This is a genomic window from Streptomyces sp. NBC_01320, from assembly GCF_035974375.1.
In the GTDB taxonomy this organism is placed as follows: domain Bacteria; phylum Actinomycetota; class Actinomycetes; order Streptomycetales; family Streptomycetaceae; genus Streptomyces; species Streptomyces yanii.
The window spans coordinates 3,863,375-3,881,951 of the sequence record NZ_CP108390.1 but is presented as its reverse complement, the minus strand read 5'-3'; the positions used below and the strand labels follow the sequence as shown (position 1 = coordinate 3,881,951).

The following is an 18,577-nucleotide window of genomic DNA, read 5'->3' as shown; positions in this document are numbered from 1 at the left end:
TCGCAGCTAATTTTTGGGATAGAGGTGGCGCAGTTTGATGCGTGCGTCGTGGGTGGTGAACTGCCAGTCGACCTGACGTTGGTCGGTGTTGGTGGCGTTCTGCCAGGCTGAGAGTTCGGTGTTGAGGTTGTCGAGGTTGCTGATCCGGCGGTCGAGGCATTGCCGGGTCAGCGCGGAGAGTTCGATCTCGGCGATGTTGAGCCATGACCCGTGTTTGGGCGTGTGGTGGATCTCGAGGCGTTGGGCCAGGGCGAAGGCCTCTTCTGGTTCGAATGCCTCGTACAGTGAGGCGATGCCGTGGGTGTTGAGGTTGTCCATCACCAGCACCACGGCCTTGGCGTCGGGGTAGTCCACGCTCAGTAACTGTTTGACCTGGCCGGCCCAGTCGATCCGGGTCCGCTGGGACAGTGCCTGGACTCGACGCCATCCGCGCAGGGGTTCGGCCCACACGAAGATTGAGCACGTGCCGCGGCGGATGTACTCGCTGTCCTGGCAGGCGTCGTGACCAGGGCGGGCCGGGAGCGGGTCGCGGGCATGGTCGAGGAGTTGGTAGGGCTTCTCGTCCATGCACACCACGGGACGTGCCGGATCGTAGGGCCGGGCATAGACGGCCAGCACGTCTTCCATCCGGGCCGCGAACTCCGCGTTCGCTCGTGGCGGGATGGTCCAGCACTTTCTCAGGTGAGGACGCAGTTCCGTTTTTTTAAGACCCGCCCGATGGTGGAGTGGTCCAGGTCGGGGATGTCCTCGACCAGCGCGACGTGCTTCTCCAGCAGCCGCAGCGACCACCGGGTATAGCCCTGGGGTGGTTGTGAGCACGCCATCGCGATCAGCCGGGCTTCGACCTCACCGGTCACCGGCGAGGGCACCGGCGGGAGGTCGCGCTTCTTCCGAGCAATCGTGGCGTGCACATCGCCACCGGTCTCGGTGAAACGCTTGGCGACCAGCCGCAACGTCTCACCGGAGACGCCGAGCCGGGCCGCGATCACCTCCTTGGTGTCCACCTCACCCACCGAGCTGTCCAGCGCAAGCAGCACCCGCGCACGCATGATCATCGAGGCTCCACGAACACCTGTCGTGGTCACCCGGACCAGATCCTCACGATCCTGCGCGGTCAAACTGACCGGCCGCTTCTTCTGCGAACCCATGACAACAGTCCTATCTGGCAAAGGGGAAGGAATCTGCCAGACACCAACCTCCCAGTCAGGTGCACCATAACTAAGCGGCGACACGCTACTAGGAACACCCGGCCGGAAGCCGTGGGGACCTCCGGCGACAGTGCTGTCAGGCACCGTCGCCGGAGGTCTCTCTGCGTCTGTTTTCAGCCATGCTCGGTGGGTAATCGGCCCCTTCCTGTTTGGCGGCCGCTCGATCGGTCATGGCCGCGAAGCGTGACACCGTCGGGTGAAATGAGACCGAACATCCGGAAGATGTCGTACGGGGGTGAGGGGGTCCGGTCCCGTACCGTCACCGCCGCACCGCGACCGGTGCGAGCGAAGGGCGACTTCGCGCCAAACGGAAACCTCGGTGGCCGAGTTCGAACGCGTTGCCGGATCGCGGTCGGCATAATCGCGTCCATGTCGATCACGGGCGGAGACTTCGTCGAGCTGGGCCGGGACCTGTACGCATGGCTCCCGCCGAAACGGGGCTGGGGCCTCGCGAACTGCGGCCTCCTGACGTCAACGCGTGGCGCGATCTGGATCGACACCCCGTACGACCCCGTGCTCGCCGGCCAGTTCCTGGCGGAGTCCACGAAGCGGCTGCCCGACGGCGCCGCCATCGACCGGGTGATCGTCACCCACGCCAACGGGGACCACTTCTGGGGCGCGGGCGTACTCCCGGACGCGGAGATCATCGCGACCCGCGAGGCCCGGGAGCACATTCACTACGAACCCACCCCGAAGCAGCAGCACGCCCTCGTCCAGGGAAGCGATCCGGCCACCGCGCTCGGTGAGTACCTCAAGCGCCACTTCGGCCCGTTCGACTGGTCACGGACCGAACCCGTGCAGCCGACCACGTACTTCACCGGCGAACTCGAACTGACCCTGGGGGAGTACCCCGTCCAGGTGACGTCTCTGCCACCCGCCCACACCGCGGGCGACCTGATCGTGCACCTGCCCTCGCAGCAGACCGTGTTCAGCGGCGACGTCATCTTCGCCTCCACGCCGGAGCAGCCGGGCGACCACCCGGTGCACTGGGCGGGCCCCCTCTCCCACGTGATCGCCGCCTGCGAACAGGTGCTGGCCACCGGCGCCGAGACCATCGTCCCGGGCCACGGTCCGGTCCTCGACCCGGCCGGCGTGCGCGCGCACATCGGCTACCTCGAACACGTAAGGGAGCGCGCCCACGCCCTCCACGCGGCCGGGGTGCCCGCACTGGAGGCGGCCCGCCGGGTGATCGCCGAGGGGCGCCACCCCGAACTCGGCCTGCCCGAACGCCTTGTGGTGACGATCGGCAGCGAGTACCGGCAGCTCGACGGCTCGGAACTGCCCGGCGTGCTCCAGGTGATGACCGATGTCGCCGTCGTCGCTCAAGAAGTGGAGCAGTCCCGTGGGGCGGCAGACCACGAGGGGTGACACCCGGATCTCCCGCCGCCCGGGCGGGGAGGCCGACCCGACCACAGAAATACGGTGACGGCATGGCATGGATCGTCGCGCTGACAGCCGTCGTCACCGCCGTGGTGGCCGTGGTCCGCTCCCAGAACGCGGCCCGGGACGCCCATGTGGCGTGGGCCCGCGCCGAGCTGGCCGAACGCCAGGCGAAGGCGGCCGATGCCCGTACCGTCGCCCTCACCGACGAGATCCGGCAGCTTGCCCGGAAGCGGATACCCGCCGCCGCACTCGCCCTCTCCCACCCCAGCGCGCCGGTCCCCGGGCTGCGGGAGGCGGCCGAGATCGACGGCGGATCCGCGACTCTCCTGACCGAGGCGGTGCAGGCCGCACGCGCGGCGGTCGTCGAGGAGCGGCAGCGCGTCGACGCGGCCGCACGCGCGGCGATGCGCGGCACCTCCGCCAAGATCCAGTCGCTGCTCAACCAGTCCCAGCAGCTGCTGCACGAACTCCAGCACGAGTACGACGACCCGCGGATCCTGCAGCTGGACTTCCGTAACGAACTGGCGCTGCGCCGTACCCAGGCCACCGCGGTGCTCTGCGACGCCTGGCCGGGGCTGGCCCGGCAGAACTCGCCGCTCGTCGAGATCGTGCTCGGCGCCCAGTCCCGGGTCGCGGGCTACGAACGGATCAAGGTCGCCAACCATCTGCGCGACGAGTGGCTCGCCGTCGTCGCCCGCGCCGCCGAACCGCTCGCGATCGCCCTCGCGGAGCTGCTGGCCAACGCCACCGCCTACTCGCACCCCGACACCGACGTCCAGGTGACGGTCCAGCAGAGTGGCGGCCGCGGCGCCTTCCTGGTGATCGACGACGCGGGCATCGGCATGGACGACGACGCGCTGGAACGAGCCCGAGCCCTGCTGGCGGGCCCGTCCGAAGTCCTCCTGACCGAGCTGGGCGATCCGCCGCAGACCGGCTTCGCCGTCGTCGGCCGGCTGGTCGTGCAGTACGGCTTCAGCTGCCACATCGAGGCGTCACCCTTCGGCGGGATGCGGACGATTCTGAGAGTGCCCGCCCACCTCCTGACGGTGCTGCAGGACGACCCCAGCCTTTCCGTCCTCGCCCCGAAACCGGTGCACGCGCACACTGCGGCGCCGGCCACCGCCGAGCCCTCGGCCCCCGCTGCGGCCGAGCCGGAGCCAGTCGTCGAGGTACGCACCGAGCTGCCCAGCCGGCGCCGCCGAGCGCCCCGCCCGGCAGGGGTACGGTCCACGCCCGCGGCGCCGGTACCCCCGGCCGGCCCGCCGGCGCCCCGTACCCCCGAACAGGCCGAGGCGTCCTGGGCGGCGCTCCAGCAGGGCACCCTCAGCGGCCGAAGCGCCCCCGCCCCGGCCGCCCCACCGGCATCGGAGCACGACGAAGACCCGAACGCCCGGAACGCCAGGAACGACGAAGGAGACGACGAGACGTGAGCAGCACCCCTACCCCCACCACCGGTGACCTCGCATGGGTGCTGACCCCTCTGCTGGAACTGCCCGGAGTGCAGCACGCCGTGGTCGCCACCGGCGACGGGCTCGTCGAAGGAGCCTCGCCCGGCCTGGACCGGGCGTCCGGCGAGCGGGTCGCCGCCATGACCGCCACCCTGCACGCCGCGGCCCGCGCCTTCACCACCGCGTTCACCGATGTCGAGACCCCGCAGCTGGCCCAGACGGTGGTCGAGTCCGACCAGGGCTTCGCCATCGTCGTACCGGCAGGGAAGAACACCACGCTCGCCCTGTTCGCCGAACCCGGGGCCAGGCTGGGCGACATCGCGTACCAGATGCAGGTGCAGGTCAACGCGCTGACCCGGGCGATGAACGCACCCGCCCGCCAACCGGACACCGCCGCCCGGCCATGAGCCCCGGCCCAGAACGCCGCCTGATCCCCGCCTATCTGGTCACCGGTGGCCGGACCCGGCCCACCGGACCCGCACTCGACCGGCTCGCCGTGCTCGTACGCACCGACACGGCCCTGCCGCCGGACACCGGCTCGGAACAGCGCAGGCTGTGCGAGCTGCTGGAACCGGGCGCGCTCACCGTCGTCGAATGCGCGGCCCACCTGGACCTCCCGGTCAGCGCCACCGTCTTCCTGGCCACGGACCTCGCGGCCTCCGGACACCTGCACACCCGACCGCCGATCCCCAGTGCCGGGGGGACCGACCGGTCGCTCGTCGAGAGGCTGCTCGTTGGACTCCGCTCCCTCCACTGACCGGACCGGCATCGGCTATCTGCCGCCTGCCGCCCAGACCCTGATGAAGCTCGTGGTCACGGGTCCCTTCGGCGTGGGCAAGACAACCCTGATCCGTACGCTGTCGGAGATACCCACGCTCCACACCGAAGAGGCGATGACCCAGTCCAGTACCCGGCTGGACGACACCGCCGGGCTGCCGGACAAGACGACCACCACGGTCGCTGTCGACTTCGGCCGGCTGACCGTCCAGGACGACCTGGTGCTCTACATGTTCGGCACCCCTGGACAGGAACGGTTCCTCCCGCTCTGGGAGGACATCGCCCGCGGTGCCCTCGGCGCCCTCGTCCTGGTCGACACCCGCCGGCTCGGCGACTCGTTCGCCGTCATGGACATGGTCGAGGAGCAAGGACTGCCGTACGCCGTCGCCGTCAACCGCTTCCCCGACGCCCCCGCCCACACCGACGAGGTCCTGCGCAAGCACCTCGACCTCCACCCCGACACCCCGTTGCTCCAGTGCGACGCCCGCGAACGCCGCGGCAGCATCGACGCCCTTATCGCCCTCGCCGAGCACGTGCTGACCCGCCTGCCCCAGCCTCAGGACCTGTCATGACGTCCCCCGCCCACTCCGCGCGCCCGGCCCGCTCCGTACAGCCGCCGCAGCCGCTCGCGCTGTACGGCCCCGACTTCGCCGCCGACCCGCACAGCCACTACCGGCAGCTGCGCGCACACGGCCCGCTCGCCCCCGTCCGGATCGCCCCGGGCATCGACGCCCTTCTGGTCACCGACTACCAGGCGGCCGTCGACCTGCTTCGCGACACCCACACCTTCACCAAGGACCCCCGCGCCTGGCAGGCCACCGTCCCCGCCGACTCACCGGTCCTGCCGATGCTCGGCTACCGGCCCACCGCACTCTTCAGCGACGGCGACGTGCATGCCCGCTACCGCGACACGATCAACGACAGCCTGGCCCTGATCGAACCGCACGTCCTGCGGGCCGAGGTCGCCCGGGTCGCCCGGCAGCTCATCCGGGAGTTCGCGGCCACCGGCAGCGGCGACCTCGTCGCCCAGTACGCCCGACGGCTTCCGCTGCACGTCTTCACCACCTGGTTCGGCGTACCGCCCGAGGACAGCGAACGGATCGTCGACGGCATCGGCGGCATGTTCAACTCCGCCGAGGACTCCGCGGCCGCGTACGCCGACCTCGTCACCGTCGTCACCGAGCTGGTCGCCGAACGGCGTGCCCGCCCCGGCCGCGACCTCACCTCGTACTTCCTCGGCCACCCGGCCGGCCTCGACAACGACGAGACTGTGCGTCAGATCACTCTGGTCATGAGCGCGGGCCACGACCCGACGACCAACCTGATCGGTAACGCGCTGCTGCACATGCTCACCGACGCGCGCTACGCCGGCTCGCTGCACGGCGGAGCGATGACGGCCCACGAGGCGATCAACGAAGTCCTGTGGCAGGACCCGCCGCTGGCCAATTTCGCCGCCCACTACCCCCGCCACGACACCGAGTTCCACGGCGTCCGGCTGCGCGCCGGGCAGCTGCTCCTGGTCTCCTTCGCCGGGGCCAACACCCAGTCCCCGCCCGCCCCTTCGGACCCCGGCGTGCGCTCCGGAGGCAGCGCCCATCTGTCCTGGTCGGCGGGGCCGCACCGGTGCCCCGCGAAGCAGCCGGCACTGCTCATCGCGATGACCGCGATCGAGCAGCTGACCAGCCAGCTGTGCGATGCGGAACTGGCTGTTGCGGCGAGTGAACTGATGTGGCGGCCAGGTCCGTTCCACCGCGCGCTGGTGCATCTCCCGGTCCGTTTCACCCCGCTCGACGTGACCGGCGACACGGCGCTCTCGGCCCCGTCGGAGGTGTCGATCAGCCGATGACCCGTGTCGGTGGTACGCCGAACGGGTGAGGGGCGCGAGAATTGCCCGATGAACAGCGAGCGCAGCCGGCGCAACGCCGACCGAAGCACAGACGGGGTGGTCCGGTGAGCAGGTACGACAGGTATGACGTCACGGACGAGCAGTGGGAGGGACTGGCCCAGGTCGTACCGCTGCGCAGCCGCAACGAATGGCCGTCACGGGTCGACCACCGCGCGGTCCCCGACGACCACGAGACCGTCGAACAGCGCCGCATGGTCGTGCTGCGGGTGCAGGTCTTCGCGGACGCGCGCGAGGTGGCCGAGTATCTGGTCGCACAGATCCCGGTCCTGCTCGATCTGACCAGTGCCGAGACCGATGTGGCCAAGCGGATCCTGGACTTCACCAGCGGTGTGGTCTTCGGGCTCGGCAGCGGAATGCACCGCGTCGACCGGAACGTGTTTCTTCTGTCGCCGGCCGGCATGGAGGTCGAAGGGGTCGCGGCCGCGGGCGTCCCCCGATCGTAGGAAGGTCGCGCGGGCGGAACGGTTCACCGGTCGACGGCGTGCGTACGGTCCGCTCATGACTGCACGCTGCCCGGAAAACCCGTGGGCGACCCCAGAGGCATCAGCCGCCCGAGAAGTCCGAACCGAGGCTGTCCGAACCGAACCTCCCCGAAACGGTGCGGTCCGTTCCGCCGGCCCCGTCGTCACCGAACTGCGGCTCTCCGCCTTCGCCGCGCACCGTGGCACCGTCCTCCCGGTGGGCCCGCTCACGCTGTTCGCGGGGGCAGGTGGCAGTGGGAAGTCCAGCGCGCTGCGGGCGTACGAGGCGCTGGCCCGGCTGGGTGCGGGCGACCCGCTCGACGAGGTGTTCCCGGATCCGGCGGCGTACGTACCCGAACGGGCCGGTCCCGACGCCCAGGGCCGCCGCGGCTTCCGGATCGGCTGCACGACGACCGGCCCGGCGGGACCGGTCCGGCTCGACCTCGCCGTGCAGGCCGAGCCCACCCTCCGGATCGTCGGCGAACGGCTGACGGGCGGCGACGAGGCGCTGCTGACCACCGCGCTGCGCGACCCCAGGGGCTCGACCGTCCAGGCGGCCTGGCACACGGCCGGCACCGTCCCGGTGACCCGGGCGCCACTGCCGGACGACCTGCTCGGCACGGCGCTGCTGCCGCTGCGGGTCGCGGGCACGACCGAGGGACAGTTACGGGTCCTCGCCGCCGCCGAACAGATGGTCGTGGCCCTGCGCTCCGTCTTCGTCTGCGAACCGCAGCCGCAGCGGATGCGGGCGCCGGTGCCCGGCGGGGAGGACCGGTTGCGCCGGGACTGCGACAACCTCGCGGCGGTACTGGAACGGACACACACCCAGTGCGCACAGCGGCATGCCCGGCTGGTTGCGGCGGCCGCTGCCGGATGCGCGGGGACGGTGAGGGGGCTGGGTGTCGAGCGGGTCCCGGACGGGTTGCTGCGCGCCGTGGTGGAGCGCGATGGCGGTCACCTCACCCCGGTCGGGCGGCTCGGTGACAGCGAGTTGAGGTATCTGGCGCTGGCCCTGGTCCTGCTCACCGGCCCCGGGGTGCTGGCCATGGACGCCGCGGCGGAGGTGCCGTCGGCCATGCAGACGCTCACCGTCCTGGTCGACGGGCTGGACCGGGACCTGGACGGACGGCAGGTGGCGGAACTGCTGGCCCTGGCCGCGTCGGTCGGCTCGACCGGGCACCTCAGGCTGGTGGGGACGGTCGCCGAGGCGGCCGCCGCACGGGCCCGTGGGACCGCCGGTGCGACGGTGGTAGACCTGGGACCGTGAACGGACTCGATGTACAGACACTGCAGCGACGGCTCGCCGCGTTCGCGGCCGCCCGTGACTGGGAGCAGTACCACACCCCGAAGAACCTGGCGGCGGCGCTCAGCGTCGAGGCGTCCGAACTGGTAGAGATCTTCCAGTGGCTCACGCCGGAGCAGTCCGCGCAGGTGATGGAGGTGCCCGAGACGGCGCATCGGGTGGCGGACGAGGTCGCGGATGTGCTCGCGTATCTGCTGCAGTTCTGCGAGGTGCTGGGCATAGATGCGCTGGCGGCGCTGGCGGAGAAGATCGACAGGAACGAAGCGCGCTTCCCGGTTCCGAAGCCTCCAGAACCTCAAGATCGTCACTCTTCGGAGTGATCGACTTCTCCACAGTCGATTTCGTGTCCACAGATTTCCGAAATCCCCTGGCCTTTCGGTACCGCTCCCTTCACTGTGGGTAATGGATGAGGTGAGCGGGTTTTCGTTCGGACGGGGGCGACGTATGGAAGCGGAGCGGCTCATAGAGGTAAGTCGGCGGGCTCTGGCGCAGAGCCGGGGCGCGCCGTCCATCATGGCGGAGGCCTGGCAGGTCCAGGCGCTGGCCCAGGCGATCGGCGAGCACCTGGCGGCCCACGGGCCGAAGGCGCTGCGGGGTGAGGCACGGGGGCTCGGCGAGATCGGGGGAAGCGGCGGCGGGGCGCCGGACCATCCGGTGGTGCGGACCGGCACGGCGCGGGCCTCGCAGCTTGCCGGGGTTGCCGATCCCCGGGCGGCCCTGACCGGCCTCGGCGCGCTGCTGGGGGAGATGGGGATGGCTCTCGTCGCGGTGGCCTGTGACACCGGCGAGGAGAGCCTCTACTGGCAGTGCATCGAGGCGATCGATGCGGCCGACGAGGCGCTGGACCGGGTGCACGGCATGCTCCGGCTCCTCGTCGAGCAGGACCGGGAGCAGGACCGGCAGCGGGAGCGGGAGGGTGCGTACGGTGTGGTGCGCGGACCGGCGGGCTCGGCGGCGGGCCAGGCGTGACGTGACGGCGCGAGAATGAGGCTGGGGCTGGACCTGCTCCGCGTTCCCTCATGACAGGGCGTGCCGACCTTCGAACGCCACAACACCACAGGTGGGCGCGACACATGCTGCGCCCACCCGTGAGCCGGACGGCTCTGGTCGTCGATGGCGCTCTGGCATGTGGCCGCGGGGACCCCCGGCGCGGTATGCACGCCTGACGCCCTTTCCCGCCCGGTGGTCCTCGTGGCGGCCCATCTGACTGAATGGGCGGATTGTCCGCTGCCGCGACCGAGTGGCGCGCCTTGCTATATAGTCCGCGCCTCGTTCCCCCACGTCAGGCGGGGGGCCAGCAGAGGGGCACGTAGATGAAGAGGCGGGTCGGGCTTGTCGGGGTGGTTGCGCCCCTTTGTTTTGCGGCCGTTGGCTGCTCCGCCGTGGGCGGGGAGGATGCGCAGCCGGCCGCGGTGAAGTCGGCAGCGGCATCCGCATCCGCGGCTGCATCGGAGAAGGCGCCCGTATCGCCCGAGACCCCCGGCGACTTTCTCGACCTCGCCGAGAAGGCCATGGCGGCGCAGCACGGATGGACCTTCGCCGTGCGCGGGAAGGAAGGGCTCACCCTGCAAGGGCAGCAGCCCAGCAATGCGTCCTATACGGCCACCGTGCGGCGCACCAGTGATCCCGAGGCGCTCCAGTCGCATGGGGTCATCATCAGCAGTAAAGGGCAGCGCAAGCCCGAAGAGGTCTTCGTAGTCGGCGGTAAGGGGTACGTGAAGGAGGGCGACGCAGGCACCTGGAAGCACGGGGCCCTCTCTGATCCGGTGATCGCGAACAAGGTCGAGGATCCCGTCGCCGCCGTCCAGACGTTCCGGACCTACCTGAAGCAGGGGGGCGTCACCCTCACCAAGGCGGACAGCCACGGCAAGGTGCGGCTCCAGGTGCGGGTGGCCTCGCCGCGCAAGGTGCCCGAGGTGCAGGACCGTGCCTATGTGAAGTCCGCGGTACGGGAGGCGGAGCCCGTCCTCGACCAGCTCCGAGGGGCCGGCGTGGCGGTGGACAAATCTCAGGTCACCCTGTCCCGGCTGACCGAGACGCTGACGCTGGATGCCAGGACGGGGAAGGTGGCAGCCCACGCGTTCCGGTTCGCCTTCCTGATTCCGAACGGCGGGCAGAACATCACGTACACCCAGGACGTGAGTGAGGAGAACCGCGGAGTGTTCGGCGGCAGCATCGCCCTTCCCCCGGGAGTGAGTTGACGGGTCGGGGTGGCCGCGGACGGGCCGCCGGATTCCGGGGCGGGGGCAGCGCGAACAGCGGACTGCCCCCGCGGCCGAATACACCCGTCACAGGTCGACCGGCGCACTCATCTGCAGGTTGAGGCAACGACCGCGTCGGCCGGCCGGGTCGGTCGACAGGCCCCCACGGCTTACCACTGTGGCTCGCTACGAGAGTTGCGGCATCACGTCGGACGCGATCAATTCCAAGTGGTCCAAGTCGTCAAGGTCCAGCATCTGCAGGTACATCCGCTGTGAGCCGACGGCCCGGAACGCCGAGATGCGCTCGACGACCTCCGCGGGAGACCCGGCAAGACCGTTGGCCTTCAGCTCGTCGACGTCGCGGCCGATGGCTTCCGCCCGGCGCTTCACCTCCGCGTCGGTCTTGCCGACACAGGCGACGAGGGCGTTGGAGTAGACGAGGTCGTCCGCCCTGCGCCCGCAGGCTTCAGCCGCCGCACGCACGCGCTTGAATTGCTGCTCCGTGTCGGCAAGGGACGCAAACGGAATGTTGAACTCGTCGGCGTACTGAGCGGCAAGAGCGGGTGTCCTCCTGGCTCCGTGACCGCCGATCAGGACCGGCACCCTGGCCTGGGCCGGCTTGGGCAGCGCGGGGGAGTCCGAAAGCTGGTAGTACGTCCCGTCGAAGTCGAATCGCTCACCGACGGGGGTGTTCCACAGCCCGGTGACGACCGCGAGCTGCTCCTCCAGGCGTCCGAACTTCTCCTTGGGGAACGGGATGCCGTAGGCCGCATGTTCTTCCGCGTACCAGCCGGAGCCGAGACCCAGCTCCACCCGTCCGCCGGACATCTGGTCGACCTGCGCAACCTGGATCGCGAGGACACCGGGGAGGCGGAAGGTGCCGGCGGTCATGAGGGTCCCGAGGCGGATCCGCGTCGTCTCGCGCGCGAGACCGGCAAGCGTGATCCAGGCGTCAGTAGGTCCTGGGAGGCCGTCCACGGCTCCCATGTGCAGATAGTGATCCGAGCGGAAGAAGGCTCCGTAGTTGAGTTCCTCGGCTGCCTTGGCGACGCGGAGCAGCGTCTCGTAGGTCGCCCCTTGCTGTGGTTCTGTGAAGACACGAAGATCCATGCATCCATCATGCCCGTGGGGTAGTCACGGACTCGCCTCGAACCGCTGTCGCACACGCATCACGGCGTGCGGAGGGCACGGTCCTCAGGCGTACTCAGGCCGTTTCTCCGCGATCACCTCGCTACCCGGAGGAGGACCGCTAGCGTGGGTCATACAGACACCTGCGCGCTCCTCGTCACCGACACGCGGAACGCCCTGATCGCGATCGCGTCCGGCTGTCGTGGTATCCGGGCCTCCTGCGGTTCCCGGCCGACGAGGACCGTGTGGCCGCGACCCACGCACGCACCCGTGCAGGTGGTCGACCGGAGGGAAGTGAGCAGCTGTGCAACCCGCCCGCCCGCTGGCCGCCGCGCTCGCCGAAGGAATCGTCCTCCTCGACGGCGGTCTCTCCAACCAACTGGAGGCGCAGGGCTGCGACCTGTCCGACGAACTGTGGTCGGCCCGCTTGCTGGTCGACGAGCCACGGCAGATCGAGGCCGCGCACCGGGCGTATGTGCTGGCGGGTGCGCAGGTGCTCATCACCTCCGGCTACCAGGCGACGTACGAGGGGTTCGCACGGCGGGGGATCGGCCCGGACCGGGCGACGGAGCTCTTCGCCTCCAGCGTGGAGCTGGCCCGGCGGGCCGGTGCGGCGGCGGACCGGGAGGTCTGGGTCGCCGGCTCCGTCGGTCCGTACGGGGCGATGCTCGCGGACGGCAGCGAGTACCGCGGGCGGTACGGCCTCTCGGTCCGGGAGCTGGAGCGCTTCCACCGGCCCCGGATCGAGGCGCTTGCCGCCGCCGGCCCCGATGTGCTGGCGCTGGAGACGGTGCCGGACACCGATGAGGCCGAGGCGCTGCTGCGGGTGGTCGACGACTACGGGCTGTCGGTCTGGCTCTCGTACAGCGTGGCGGGCGACCGGACCCGGGCGGGGCAGCCGCTGGAGACGGCGTTCGGGCTTGCCGCCGGGCACGACCGGGTGGTGGCCGTGGGGGTGAACTGCTGCGATCCGGCGGACGCGGACCGGGCGGTGGTGACGGCGGCCGAGATGACCGGGAAACCGGTCGTCGTCTACCCGAACAGCGGGGAGCAGTGGGACGCCGAGGGCCGGGGATGGACCGGTGGTGCCACGTTCGACCCTCGCCGCGTGCGGGGCTGGCAGGAGGCCGGTGCGCGGCTGGTCGGCGGTTGCTGCCGGGTCGGTCCCGGACCGATCGCGGAACTGGCCGGGCTGATTGCGGCGGGACGGACGGTCGGGGGGCAGGGAGCGGGTCGGCGCGTGGCACGGACCGTGGGACGGGAGGGGCGACAGAACCTTAGGAACCACGAAAATGCCTGGTCGGGGGCAGTGATCCAGACCATACTCGGACGTGTGTTCCTGACCATCAGTACGACCGGCACCCCTGAGCGCCCCGCGACCGACCTCGGCTTCCTGCTGCACAAGCATCCCGAGAAGGCGCAGACGTTCTCCACCTCCCACGGCACCGCGCATGTCTTCTATCCCGAGGCATCCGCCGAGCGCTGCACGGCCGCCCTGCTGCTGCAGGTGGATCCCGTGGCGCTCGTGCGCCGGGGCAAGGGCAAGGGCCGCGGCGGCGCTCCCGACGCGGCGCTCGCGCAGTACGTCAACGACCGGCCGTACGCGGCGTCCTCACTGCTCTCCGTCGCGATGAGCACCGTGTTCAAGTCCGCTCTGAACGGCGTGTGCCGGGCCCTGCCCGAGCGTGCGGCGACGCCCCTGCCGCTCAGGATCGAGGTGCCCGCGCTCCCGGCGCGCGGTGGCGCGGAGCTCGTGACGAAGCTTTTCGGTCCGCTCGGCTGGACGAGCGTGGACGCGGTGGCCGTACCGCTGGACGAGCAGTTCCCGGAGTGGGGCGACTCGCGGTACGTACGACTGGTGCTGGAGGGCGAGTTGCGGCTCGCGGACGCGCTGCGGCAGCTGTACATCCTGCTGCCGGTGCTCGACGACGCCAAGCACTACTGGGTCGCGCCCGACGAGGTGGACAAGCTGCTGCGGGCCGGTGACGGCTGGCTGGCCGACCACCCGGAGCACAAGCTGATCACCAGCCGCTATCTCTCCCGGCGCTGGGGGCTGACCCGGCAGGCGATGGAACGGCTCGAACTGGTACGGCTCGCCGAGCTGGACGACCTGGCGGTGGAGTCCGTCGACAACGCCGTGGACGAGACGACGGACACCGAGGAGAAGCCGGTGCCGCTCGCCGAGCAGCGGCGGGCAGCGATCGTGGAGGCGCTGCGGACCGCCGGGGCGACCCGGGTGCTTGACCTGGGCTGCGGACAGGGCCAGTTGGTGCAGACACTGCTGAAGGACGTGCGCTTCACGGAGATCGTCGGCGTCGACGTCTCGATGCGCGCCCTGACCATCGCCTCGCGCCGGCTGAAGCTGGACCGGATGGGCGAGCGGCAGGCCGGCCGCGTCACGCTGAGGCAGGGCTCGCTCACGTACACCGACAAGCGGCTGGGCGGGTATGACGCGGCCGTGCTCAGCGAGGTCATCGAGCACCTCGACCTGCCGAGGCTGCCCGCGCTGGAGTACGCGGTGTTCGGCTCGGCCCGGCCGCAGACGGTGCTCGTGACGACGCCGAACGTGGAGTACAACGTCCGCTGGGAGAGCCTCCCCGCCGGGCACGTGCGCCACGGCGACCACCGCTTCGAATGGACCAGGGCCGAGTTCCGGGGCTGGGCGCAGGAAGTGGCGCAGCGGCACGGGTACGGAGTCGGCTTCGTGCCGGTGGGACCCGACGACCCCGAGGTGGGGCCGCCCACACAGATGGCCGTGTTCACGAAGACCGCCGAGGACGACACGAAGAAGAAGGAGGCGAAGGCAGCATGACCGAAAACGACACCGAGAAGAGCACCGACGCGCACCGCACGCTGCCGGTGACCGACCTCTCCCTCGTCGTGCTCATCGGGGCCAGCGGTTCCGGCAAGTCCACGTTCGCGCGCAGGCACTTCAAGCCCACCGAGATCATCTCCTCGGACTTCTGCCGAGGGCTCGTCGCAGACGACGAGAACGACCAGAGCGCGAGCGGTGACGCCTTCGACGTCCTGCACTACATCGCGGGCAAGCGGCTCGCCGCGGGACGGCTGACCGTCGTCGACGCCACCAACGTCCAGGCCGAGAGCCGCAGGCAGCTGGTGCAGCTGGCCCGGACCCACGACGTGCTGCCCATCGCGATCGTCCTCGACCTGCCCGAAGAGGTCTGCCAGGCGCGCAACGCCACCCGCCCCGACCGCGCCGGCATGCCCCGCCACGTCGTCCAGCGCCACCGCCGCGAGCTGCGCCGCTCGCTGCGCGGCCTGGAGCGCGAGGGTTTCCGCAAGGTGCACATCCTGCGAACCGAGGAGGAGGTCGACCACGCCGACGTGGTGCTGGAGCGCCGTTACAACGACCTGCGTCATCTCACCGGGCCTTTCGACATCATCGGTGACATCCACGGCTGCAGCTCCGAGCTGGAGACCCTGCTCGGCAAGCTCGGTTACATCGACGGCGCGCACCCCGAAGGGCGCACGGCGGTCTTCGTCGGCGACCTCGTCGACCGCGGCCCCGACAGCCCCGGCGTGCTGCGCCGCGTCATGTCCATGGTGGCGGCGGGCGACGCCCTGTGCGTGCCGGGGAACCACGAGAACAAACTCGGCCGCTACCTCAAGGGCCGAAAGGTCCAGCACACCCATGGGCTCGCCGAGACCATCGAGCAGCTGGACCGCGAGGACGCCAGGGATCCGGCCTTTCGCGAACAGGTACGGGAGTTCATCGACGGGCTCGTCAGTCACTACGTGCTGGACGAAGGGAAGCTGGTCGTCTGCCACGCCGGGCTGCCCGAGAAGTACCACGGGCGCACTTCCGGACGGGTCCGCTCGCACGCGCTGTACGGGGACACCACCGGCGAGACCGACGAGTTCGGCCTGCCGGTGCGCTACCCGTGGGCGGAGGACTACCGCGGCCGCGCCGCCGTGGTCTACGGCCACACCCCCGTGCCCAGCACATCCTGGGTCAACAACACCCTCTGCCTGGACACGGGCGCGGTCTTCGGCGGGAAGATGACCGCGCTGCGCTGGCCGGAGCGCGAACTCGTCGACGTACCGGCCGAGAAGGTCTGGTACGAGCCCGCGAAACCGCTCGTCACCGAGGCCCCCGGGGGCCGCGAGGGCCGTCCGCTCGACCTGGCCGATGTGCAGGGCCGACGGATCGTGGAGACCCGGCACATGGGCCGCATCTCGGTGCGCGAGGAGAACGCCGCGGCGGCGCTCGAAGTGATGAGCCGGTTCGCCGTCGACCCGCGGCTGCTCGGCTACCTCCCGCCGACGATGGCGCCCACCGCGACCTCCCACGAGGAGGGCTTCCTGGAGCACCCCGCCGAGGCCTTCGCGCAGTACCGGGCCGACGGGGTCGCCCAGGTCGTGTGCGAGGAGAAGCACATGGGCTCGCGGGCGGTGGCCCTGGTCTGCCGTGACGCGGACGCGGCCCGCGAGCGGTTCGGGGTCGAGGGCCCGACCGGGGCGCTGCACACCCGCACCGGACGGCCGTTCCTCGACGACGCCGCCCTGACCGAGGTGATCCTCGGCAGACTGCGCACGGCCGTCGCCGCCGCAGGACTGTGGGAGGAGTGGGACACCGACTGGGTGCTGCTCGACGCCGAGCTGATGCCCTGGTCCCTCAAGGCGGGCGGGCTGCTGCGCTCCCAGTACGCGGCGGTCGGCGCCGCGTCCGGTGCCGTACTCCCCGAGGTCGACGCGGCTCTGGCGGCAGCGGCGGCCCGTGGTGTCGACGTCGCCGACCTGGCCGCCCGTCAGCAGGACCGGACGGCCGACGCGGCGGCGTTCACCGACGCCTACCGTCGCTACTGCTGGTCCACCGAGGGCCTCGACGGGGTGCGGATCGCCCCGTTCCAGATCCTCGCCGTGCGGGGTCGCTCGCTGGCCGCCGTACCGCACGACGAGCAGCTTGCCTGGCTCGACCGGCTGGTGGAGCACGACCCCACCGGCCTGCTCCAGGTCACCCGGCGGCTCGTCGTCGAAACGGGTGACGAGGCATCGGTCCGCGCCGGCATCGACTGGTGGCTGGAGACGACCGGCCGCGGCGGCGAAGGCATGGTCGTCAAACCCCTTGCCGCGCTCGTGCGGGACGAGAAGGGCCGGCTGGTCCAGCCGGGCATCAAGGTGCGCGGCAGGGAGTACCTCCGGATCATCTACGGCCCCGAGTACACGCGTCCGGAAAATCTGGAGCGGCTGCGCTCCAGGTTCCTGGGCCACAAGCGGTCGCTGGCGCTCCGTGAGTACGCGCTCGGTCTCGAGGCCCTGGACCGGCTGGCCGAGGGCGAGCCGCTGTGGCGGGTCCACGAGGCGGTGTTCGCGGTGCTCGCCCTGGAGTCGGAGCCCGTCGACCCGAGGCTCTGACCGCAGCCGGAACGCGCCGGGATGCGATGCCGGACCCGGCATCGCATCCGGTGGCGAGTTCGGTGGCGATTCGCCGGGTGAACGGCGCTCCGCGCGGTGAGGATGGAGGCATGGGATTCCATGTCGACTCCGAGGCCGGGCGGCTGCGCCGCGTCATCCTGCACCGCCCCGATCTGGAACTGAAGCGGCTCACCCCCAGCAACAAGGACGCGCTCCTCTTCGATGACGTGCTGTGGGTGCGCCGCGCCCGGCAGGAGCACGACGGTTTCGCGGACGTCCTGCGCGACCGCGGGGTGGAGGTGCACCTCTTCGGCGATCTGCTGCGTGAGTCCCTGGACATCCCGGTGGCCAAGCGGCTCGTCCTCGACCGGGTCTTCGACGAGAAGGAGTACGGCCCGCTCGCCACCGAACACCTGCGGGCCGCCTTCGAGGAGCTGCCCACCGCCGAGCTGGCCGAGGCGCTGGTCGGCGGGATGACGAAGCGGGAGTTCCTGGAACGGCACAGCGAGCCGACATCCGTCCGCTTCCACGTCATGGACCTGGACGACTTCCTGCTCGGTCCGCTGCCCAACCACCTCTTCACCCGGGACACCTCCGCCTGGATATACGACGGCGTGTCCATCAACGCGATGCGCTGGCCGGCCCGGCAGCGCGAGACCGTCCACTTCGAGGCGATCTACCGCCATCACCCCCTCTTCACCGGCTCCGAGGCGGGAGCCTTCCACCACTGGTCCGAGGGGCAGGACGACTATCCGTCCACCATCGAGGGCGGCGACGTCCTGGTCATCGGGCAGGGCGCCGTCCTGATCGGGATGAGCGAGCGCACCACCCCGCAGGCGGTGGAGATGCTGGCCCGCGGACTCTTCGACGCAGGTTCCGCCCGGACGATCGTGGCGCTCGACATGCCCAAGAGACGGGCGTTCATGCATCTCGACACGGTGATGACGATGGTCGACGGCGATACGTTCACCCAGTACGCGGGGCTGGGCATGCTCCGCTCGTACACCATCGAGCCCGGCAGCGGACCGCGGGAGCTCAAGGTCACCGACCATCCGCCCGAGCACATGCACCGGGCCATCGCGGCGGCTCTGGGGCTGGACTCGATCCGGGTCCTCACGGCCACCCAGGACGTGCACGCGGCCGAGCGCGAGCAGTGGGACGACGGCTGCAATGTGCTGGCCGTCGAGCCGGGCGTCGTCGTCGCGTACGAGCGCAACGCCACCACCAACACGTATCTGCGCAAGCAGGGCATCGAGGTCATAGAGATCCGCGGCAGCGAACTCGGCCGGGGCAGGGGCGGTCCTCGCTGCATGAGCTGCCCCGTGGTCCGCGATGCGGTCTAGTGCTGAGCACGGGGGAGCGTGCGACCGAACGGGGGAACACGGG

Annotated in this window: 17 protein-coding genes and 1 pseudogene; 15 read left to right on the top strand and 3 right to left on the bottom strand. The window is 70.6% G+C overall.

Annotation, left to right across the window (positions count from 1 at the left end):
- Positions 1 to 6: 6 nt before the first annotated feature.
- Both OG395_RS17735 and OG395_RS17730 read right to left on the bottom strand, forming a co-directional pair.
- Positions 7 to 789 carry an IS630 family transposase gene (locus tag OG395_RS17735; protein WP_327243833.1) on the bottom strand — a complete coding sequence of 261 codons (783 nt, stop codon included), beginning with the start codon at positions 787 to 789 and terminating at the stop codon, positions 7 to 9.
- Positions 678 to 1,148, bottom strand: coding sequence for a helix-turn-helix domain-containing protein (locus tag OG395_RS17730; RefSeq protein ID WP_327242201.1), 471 nt, complete (start codon positions 1,146 to 1,148; stop codon positions 678 to 680). Before OG395_RS17730 ends, OG395_RS17735 begins: the two co-directional genes overlap by 112 nt.
- A gap of 429 nt (positions 1,149 to 1,577) precedes the next feature.
- Between OG395_RS17730 and OG395_RS17725 the strand changes: the two genes are divergently transcribed.
- The 11 genes from OG395_RS17725 (at position 1,578) to OG395_RS17675 (ending at position 10,687) form a co-directional block, all read left to right on the top strand.
- Positions 1,578 to 2,576, top strand: a complete 999-nt coding sequence (locus tag OG395_RS17725) for an MBL fold metallo-hydrolase (RefSeq protein ID WP_327243832.1) — start codon at positions 1,578 to 1,580, stop codon at positions 2,574 to 2,576.
- A 62-nt stretch (positions 2,577 to 2,638) separates the two neighbouring features.
- Positions 2,639 to 4,021 (top strand): ATP-binding protein, encoded by a 1,383-nt coding sequence (locus OG395_RS17720; RefSeq protein ID WP_327243831.1) that lies wholly within the window; start codon positions 2,639 to 2,641, stop codon positions 4,019 to 4,021.
- Complete coding sequence (locus tag OG395_RS17715; protein WP_327243830.1) at positions 4,018 to 4,446, top strand: roadblock/LC7 domain-containing protein; 429 nt, start codon at positions 4,018 to 4,020, stop codon at positions 4,444 to 4,446. Before OG395_RS17720 ends, OG395_RS17715 begins: the two co-directional genes overlap by 4 nt.
- Positions 4,443 to 4,796, top strand: a complete 354-nt coding sequence (locus tag OG395_RS17710; protein WP_327243829.1) for a DUF742 domain-containing protein — start codon at positions 4,443 to 4,445, stop codon at positions 4,794 to 4,796. Before OG395_RS17715 ends, OG395_RS17710 begins: the two co-directional genes overlap by 4 nt.
- Positions 4,774 to 5,388: a GTP-binding protein gene (locus tag OG395_RS17705; protein ID WP_327243828.1), complete on the top strand. Its 615-nt coding sequence runs from the start codon at positions 4,774 to 4,776 to the stop codon at positions 5,386 to 5,388. Before OG395_RS17710 ends, OG395_RS17705 begins: the two co-directional genes overlap by 23 nt.
- Positions 5,385 to 6,662: a cytochrome P450 gene (locus tag OG395_RS17700; RefSeq protein WP_327243827.1), complete on the top strand. Its 1,278-nt coding sequence runs from the start codon at positions 5,385 to 5,387 to the stop codon at positions 6,660 to 6,662. Before OG395_RS17705 ends, OG395_RS17700 begins: the two co-directional genes overlap by 4 nt.
- 104 nt (positions 6,663 to 6,766) lie before the next feature.
- A complete protein-coding gene (locus OG395_RS17695; protein ID WP_266980409.1) occupies positions 6,767 to 7,165 on the top strand; it encodes a cell division protein SepF in 399 nt (132 codons plus the stop codon).
- Between the two features lie 55 nt (positions 7,166 to 7,220).
- Entirely contained in the window at positions 7,221 to 8,450 is a 1,230-nt protein-coding gene (locus OG395_RS17690; RefSeq protein WP_327243826.1) for an AAA family ATPase, read from the top strand.
- Positions 8,447 to 8,806 carry a nucleotide pyrophosphohydrolase gene (locus OG395_RS17685; RefSeq protein ID WP_266980405.1) on the top strand — a complete coding sequence of 120 codons (360 nt, stop codon included), beginning with the start codon at positions 8,447 to 8,449 and terminating at the stop codon, positions 8,804 to 8,806. Before OG395_RS17690 ends, OG395_RS17685 begins: the two co-directional genes overlap by 4 nt.
- 124 nt (positions 8,807 to 8,930) lie before the next feature.
- Positions 8,931 to 9,455 carry a DUF6099 family protein gene (locus OG395_RS17680; RefSeq protein WP_327243825.1) on the top strand — a complete coding sequence of 175 codons (525 nt, stop codon included), beginning with the start codon at positions 8,931 to 8,933 and terminating at the stop codon, positions 9,453 to 9,455.
- A 413-nt stretch (positions 9,456 to 9,868) separates the two neighbouring features.
- A complete protein-coding gene (locus OG395_RS17675) occupies positions 9,869 to 10,687 on the top strand; it encodes a hypothetical protein (RefSeq protein ID WP_327243824.1) in 819 nt (272 codons plus the stop codon).
- A gap of 186 nt (positions 10,688 to 10,873) precedes the next feature.
- Here the strand turns inward: OG395_RS17675 and OG395_RS17670 are convergent, their stop codons facing one another.
- Positions 10,874 to 11,797: an LLM class F420-dependent oxidoreductase gene (locus tag OG395_RS17670; protein WP_327243823.1), complete on the bottom strand. Its 924-nt coding sequence runs from the start codon at positions 11,795 to 11,797 to the stop codon at positions 10,874 to 10,876.
- A 322-nt stretch (positions 11,798 to 12,119) separates the two neighbouring features.
- Between OG395_RS17670 and mmuM the strand changes: the two are divergent.
- The 4 genes and pseudogenes from mmuM to OG395_RS17650 form a co-directional block, all read left to right on the top strand.
- Positions 12,120 to 12,995: pseudogene (gene mmuM, locus OG395_RS17665) on the top strand (homocysteine S-methyltransferase); the annotation flags it as partial.
- Positions 12,996 to 13,148: 153 nt separating this feature from the next.
- Positions 13,149 to 14,627, top strand: a complete 1,479-nt coding sequence (locus tag OG395_RS17660; protein WP_327249371.1) for a 3' terminal RNA ribose 2'-O-methyltransferase Hen1 — start codon at positions 13,149 to 13,151, stop codon at positions 14,625 to 14,627.
- The gene (locus tag OG395_RS17655) at positions 14,624 to 17,191 is read left to right on the top strand and encodes a polynucleotide kinase-phosphatase (RefSeq protein ID WP_327243822.1); all 2,568 of its coding nucleotides are present in this window, start codon (positions 14,624 to 14,626) and stop codon (positions 17,189 to 17,191) included. The genes OG395_RS17660 and OG395_RS17655 overlap by 4 nt, the downstream gene beginning before the upstream one ends.
- A 110-nt stretch (positions 17,192 to 17,301) precedes the next feature.
- Positions 17,302 to 18,534: an arginine deiminase gene (locus OG395_RS17650; RefSeq protein ID WP_266980394.1), complete on the top strand. Its 1,233-nt coding sequence runs from the start codon at positions 17,302 to 17,304 to the stop codon at positions 18,532 to 18,534.
- Positions 18,535 to 18,577 lie beyond the last annotated feature (43 nt).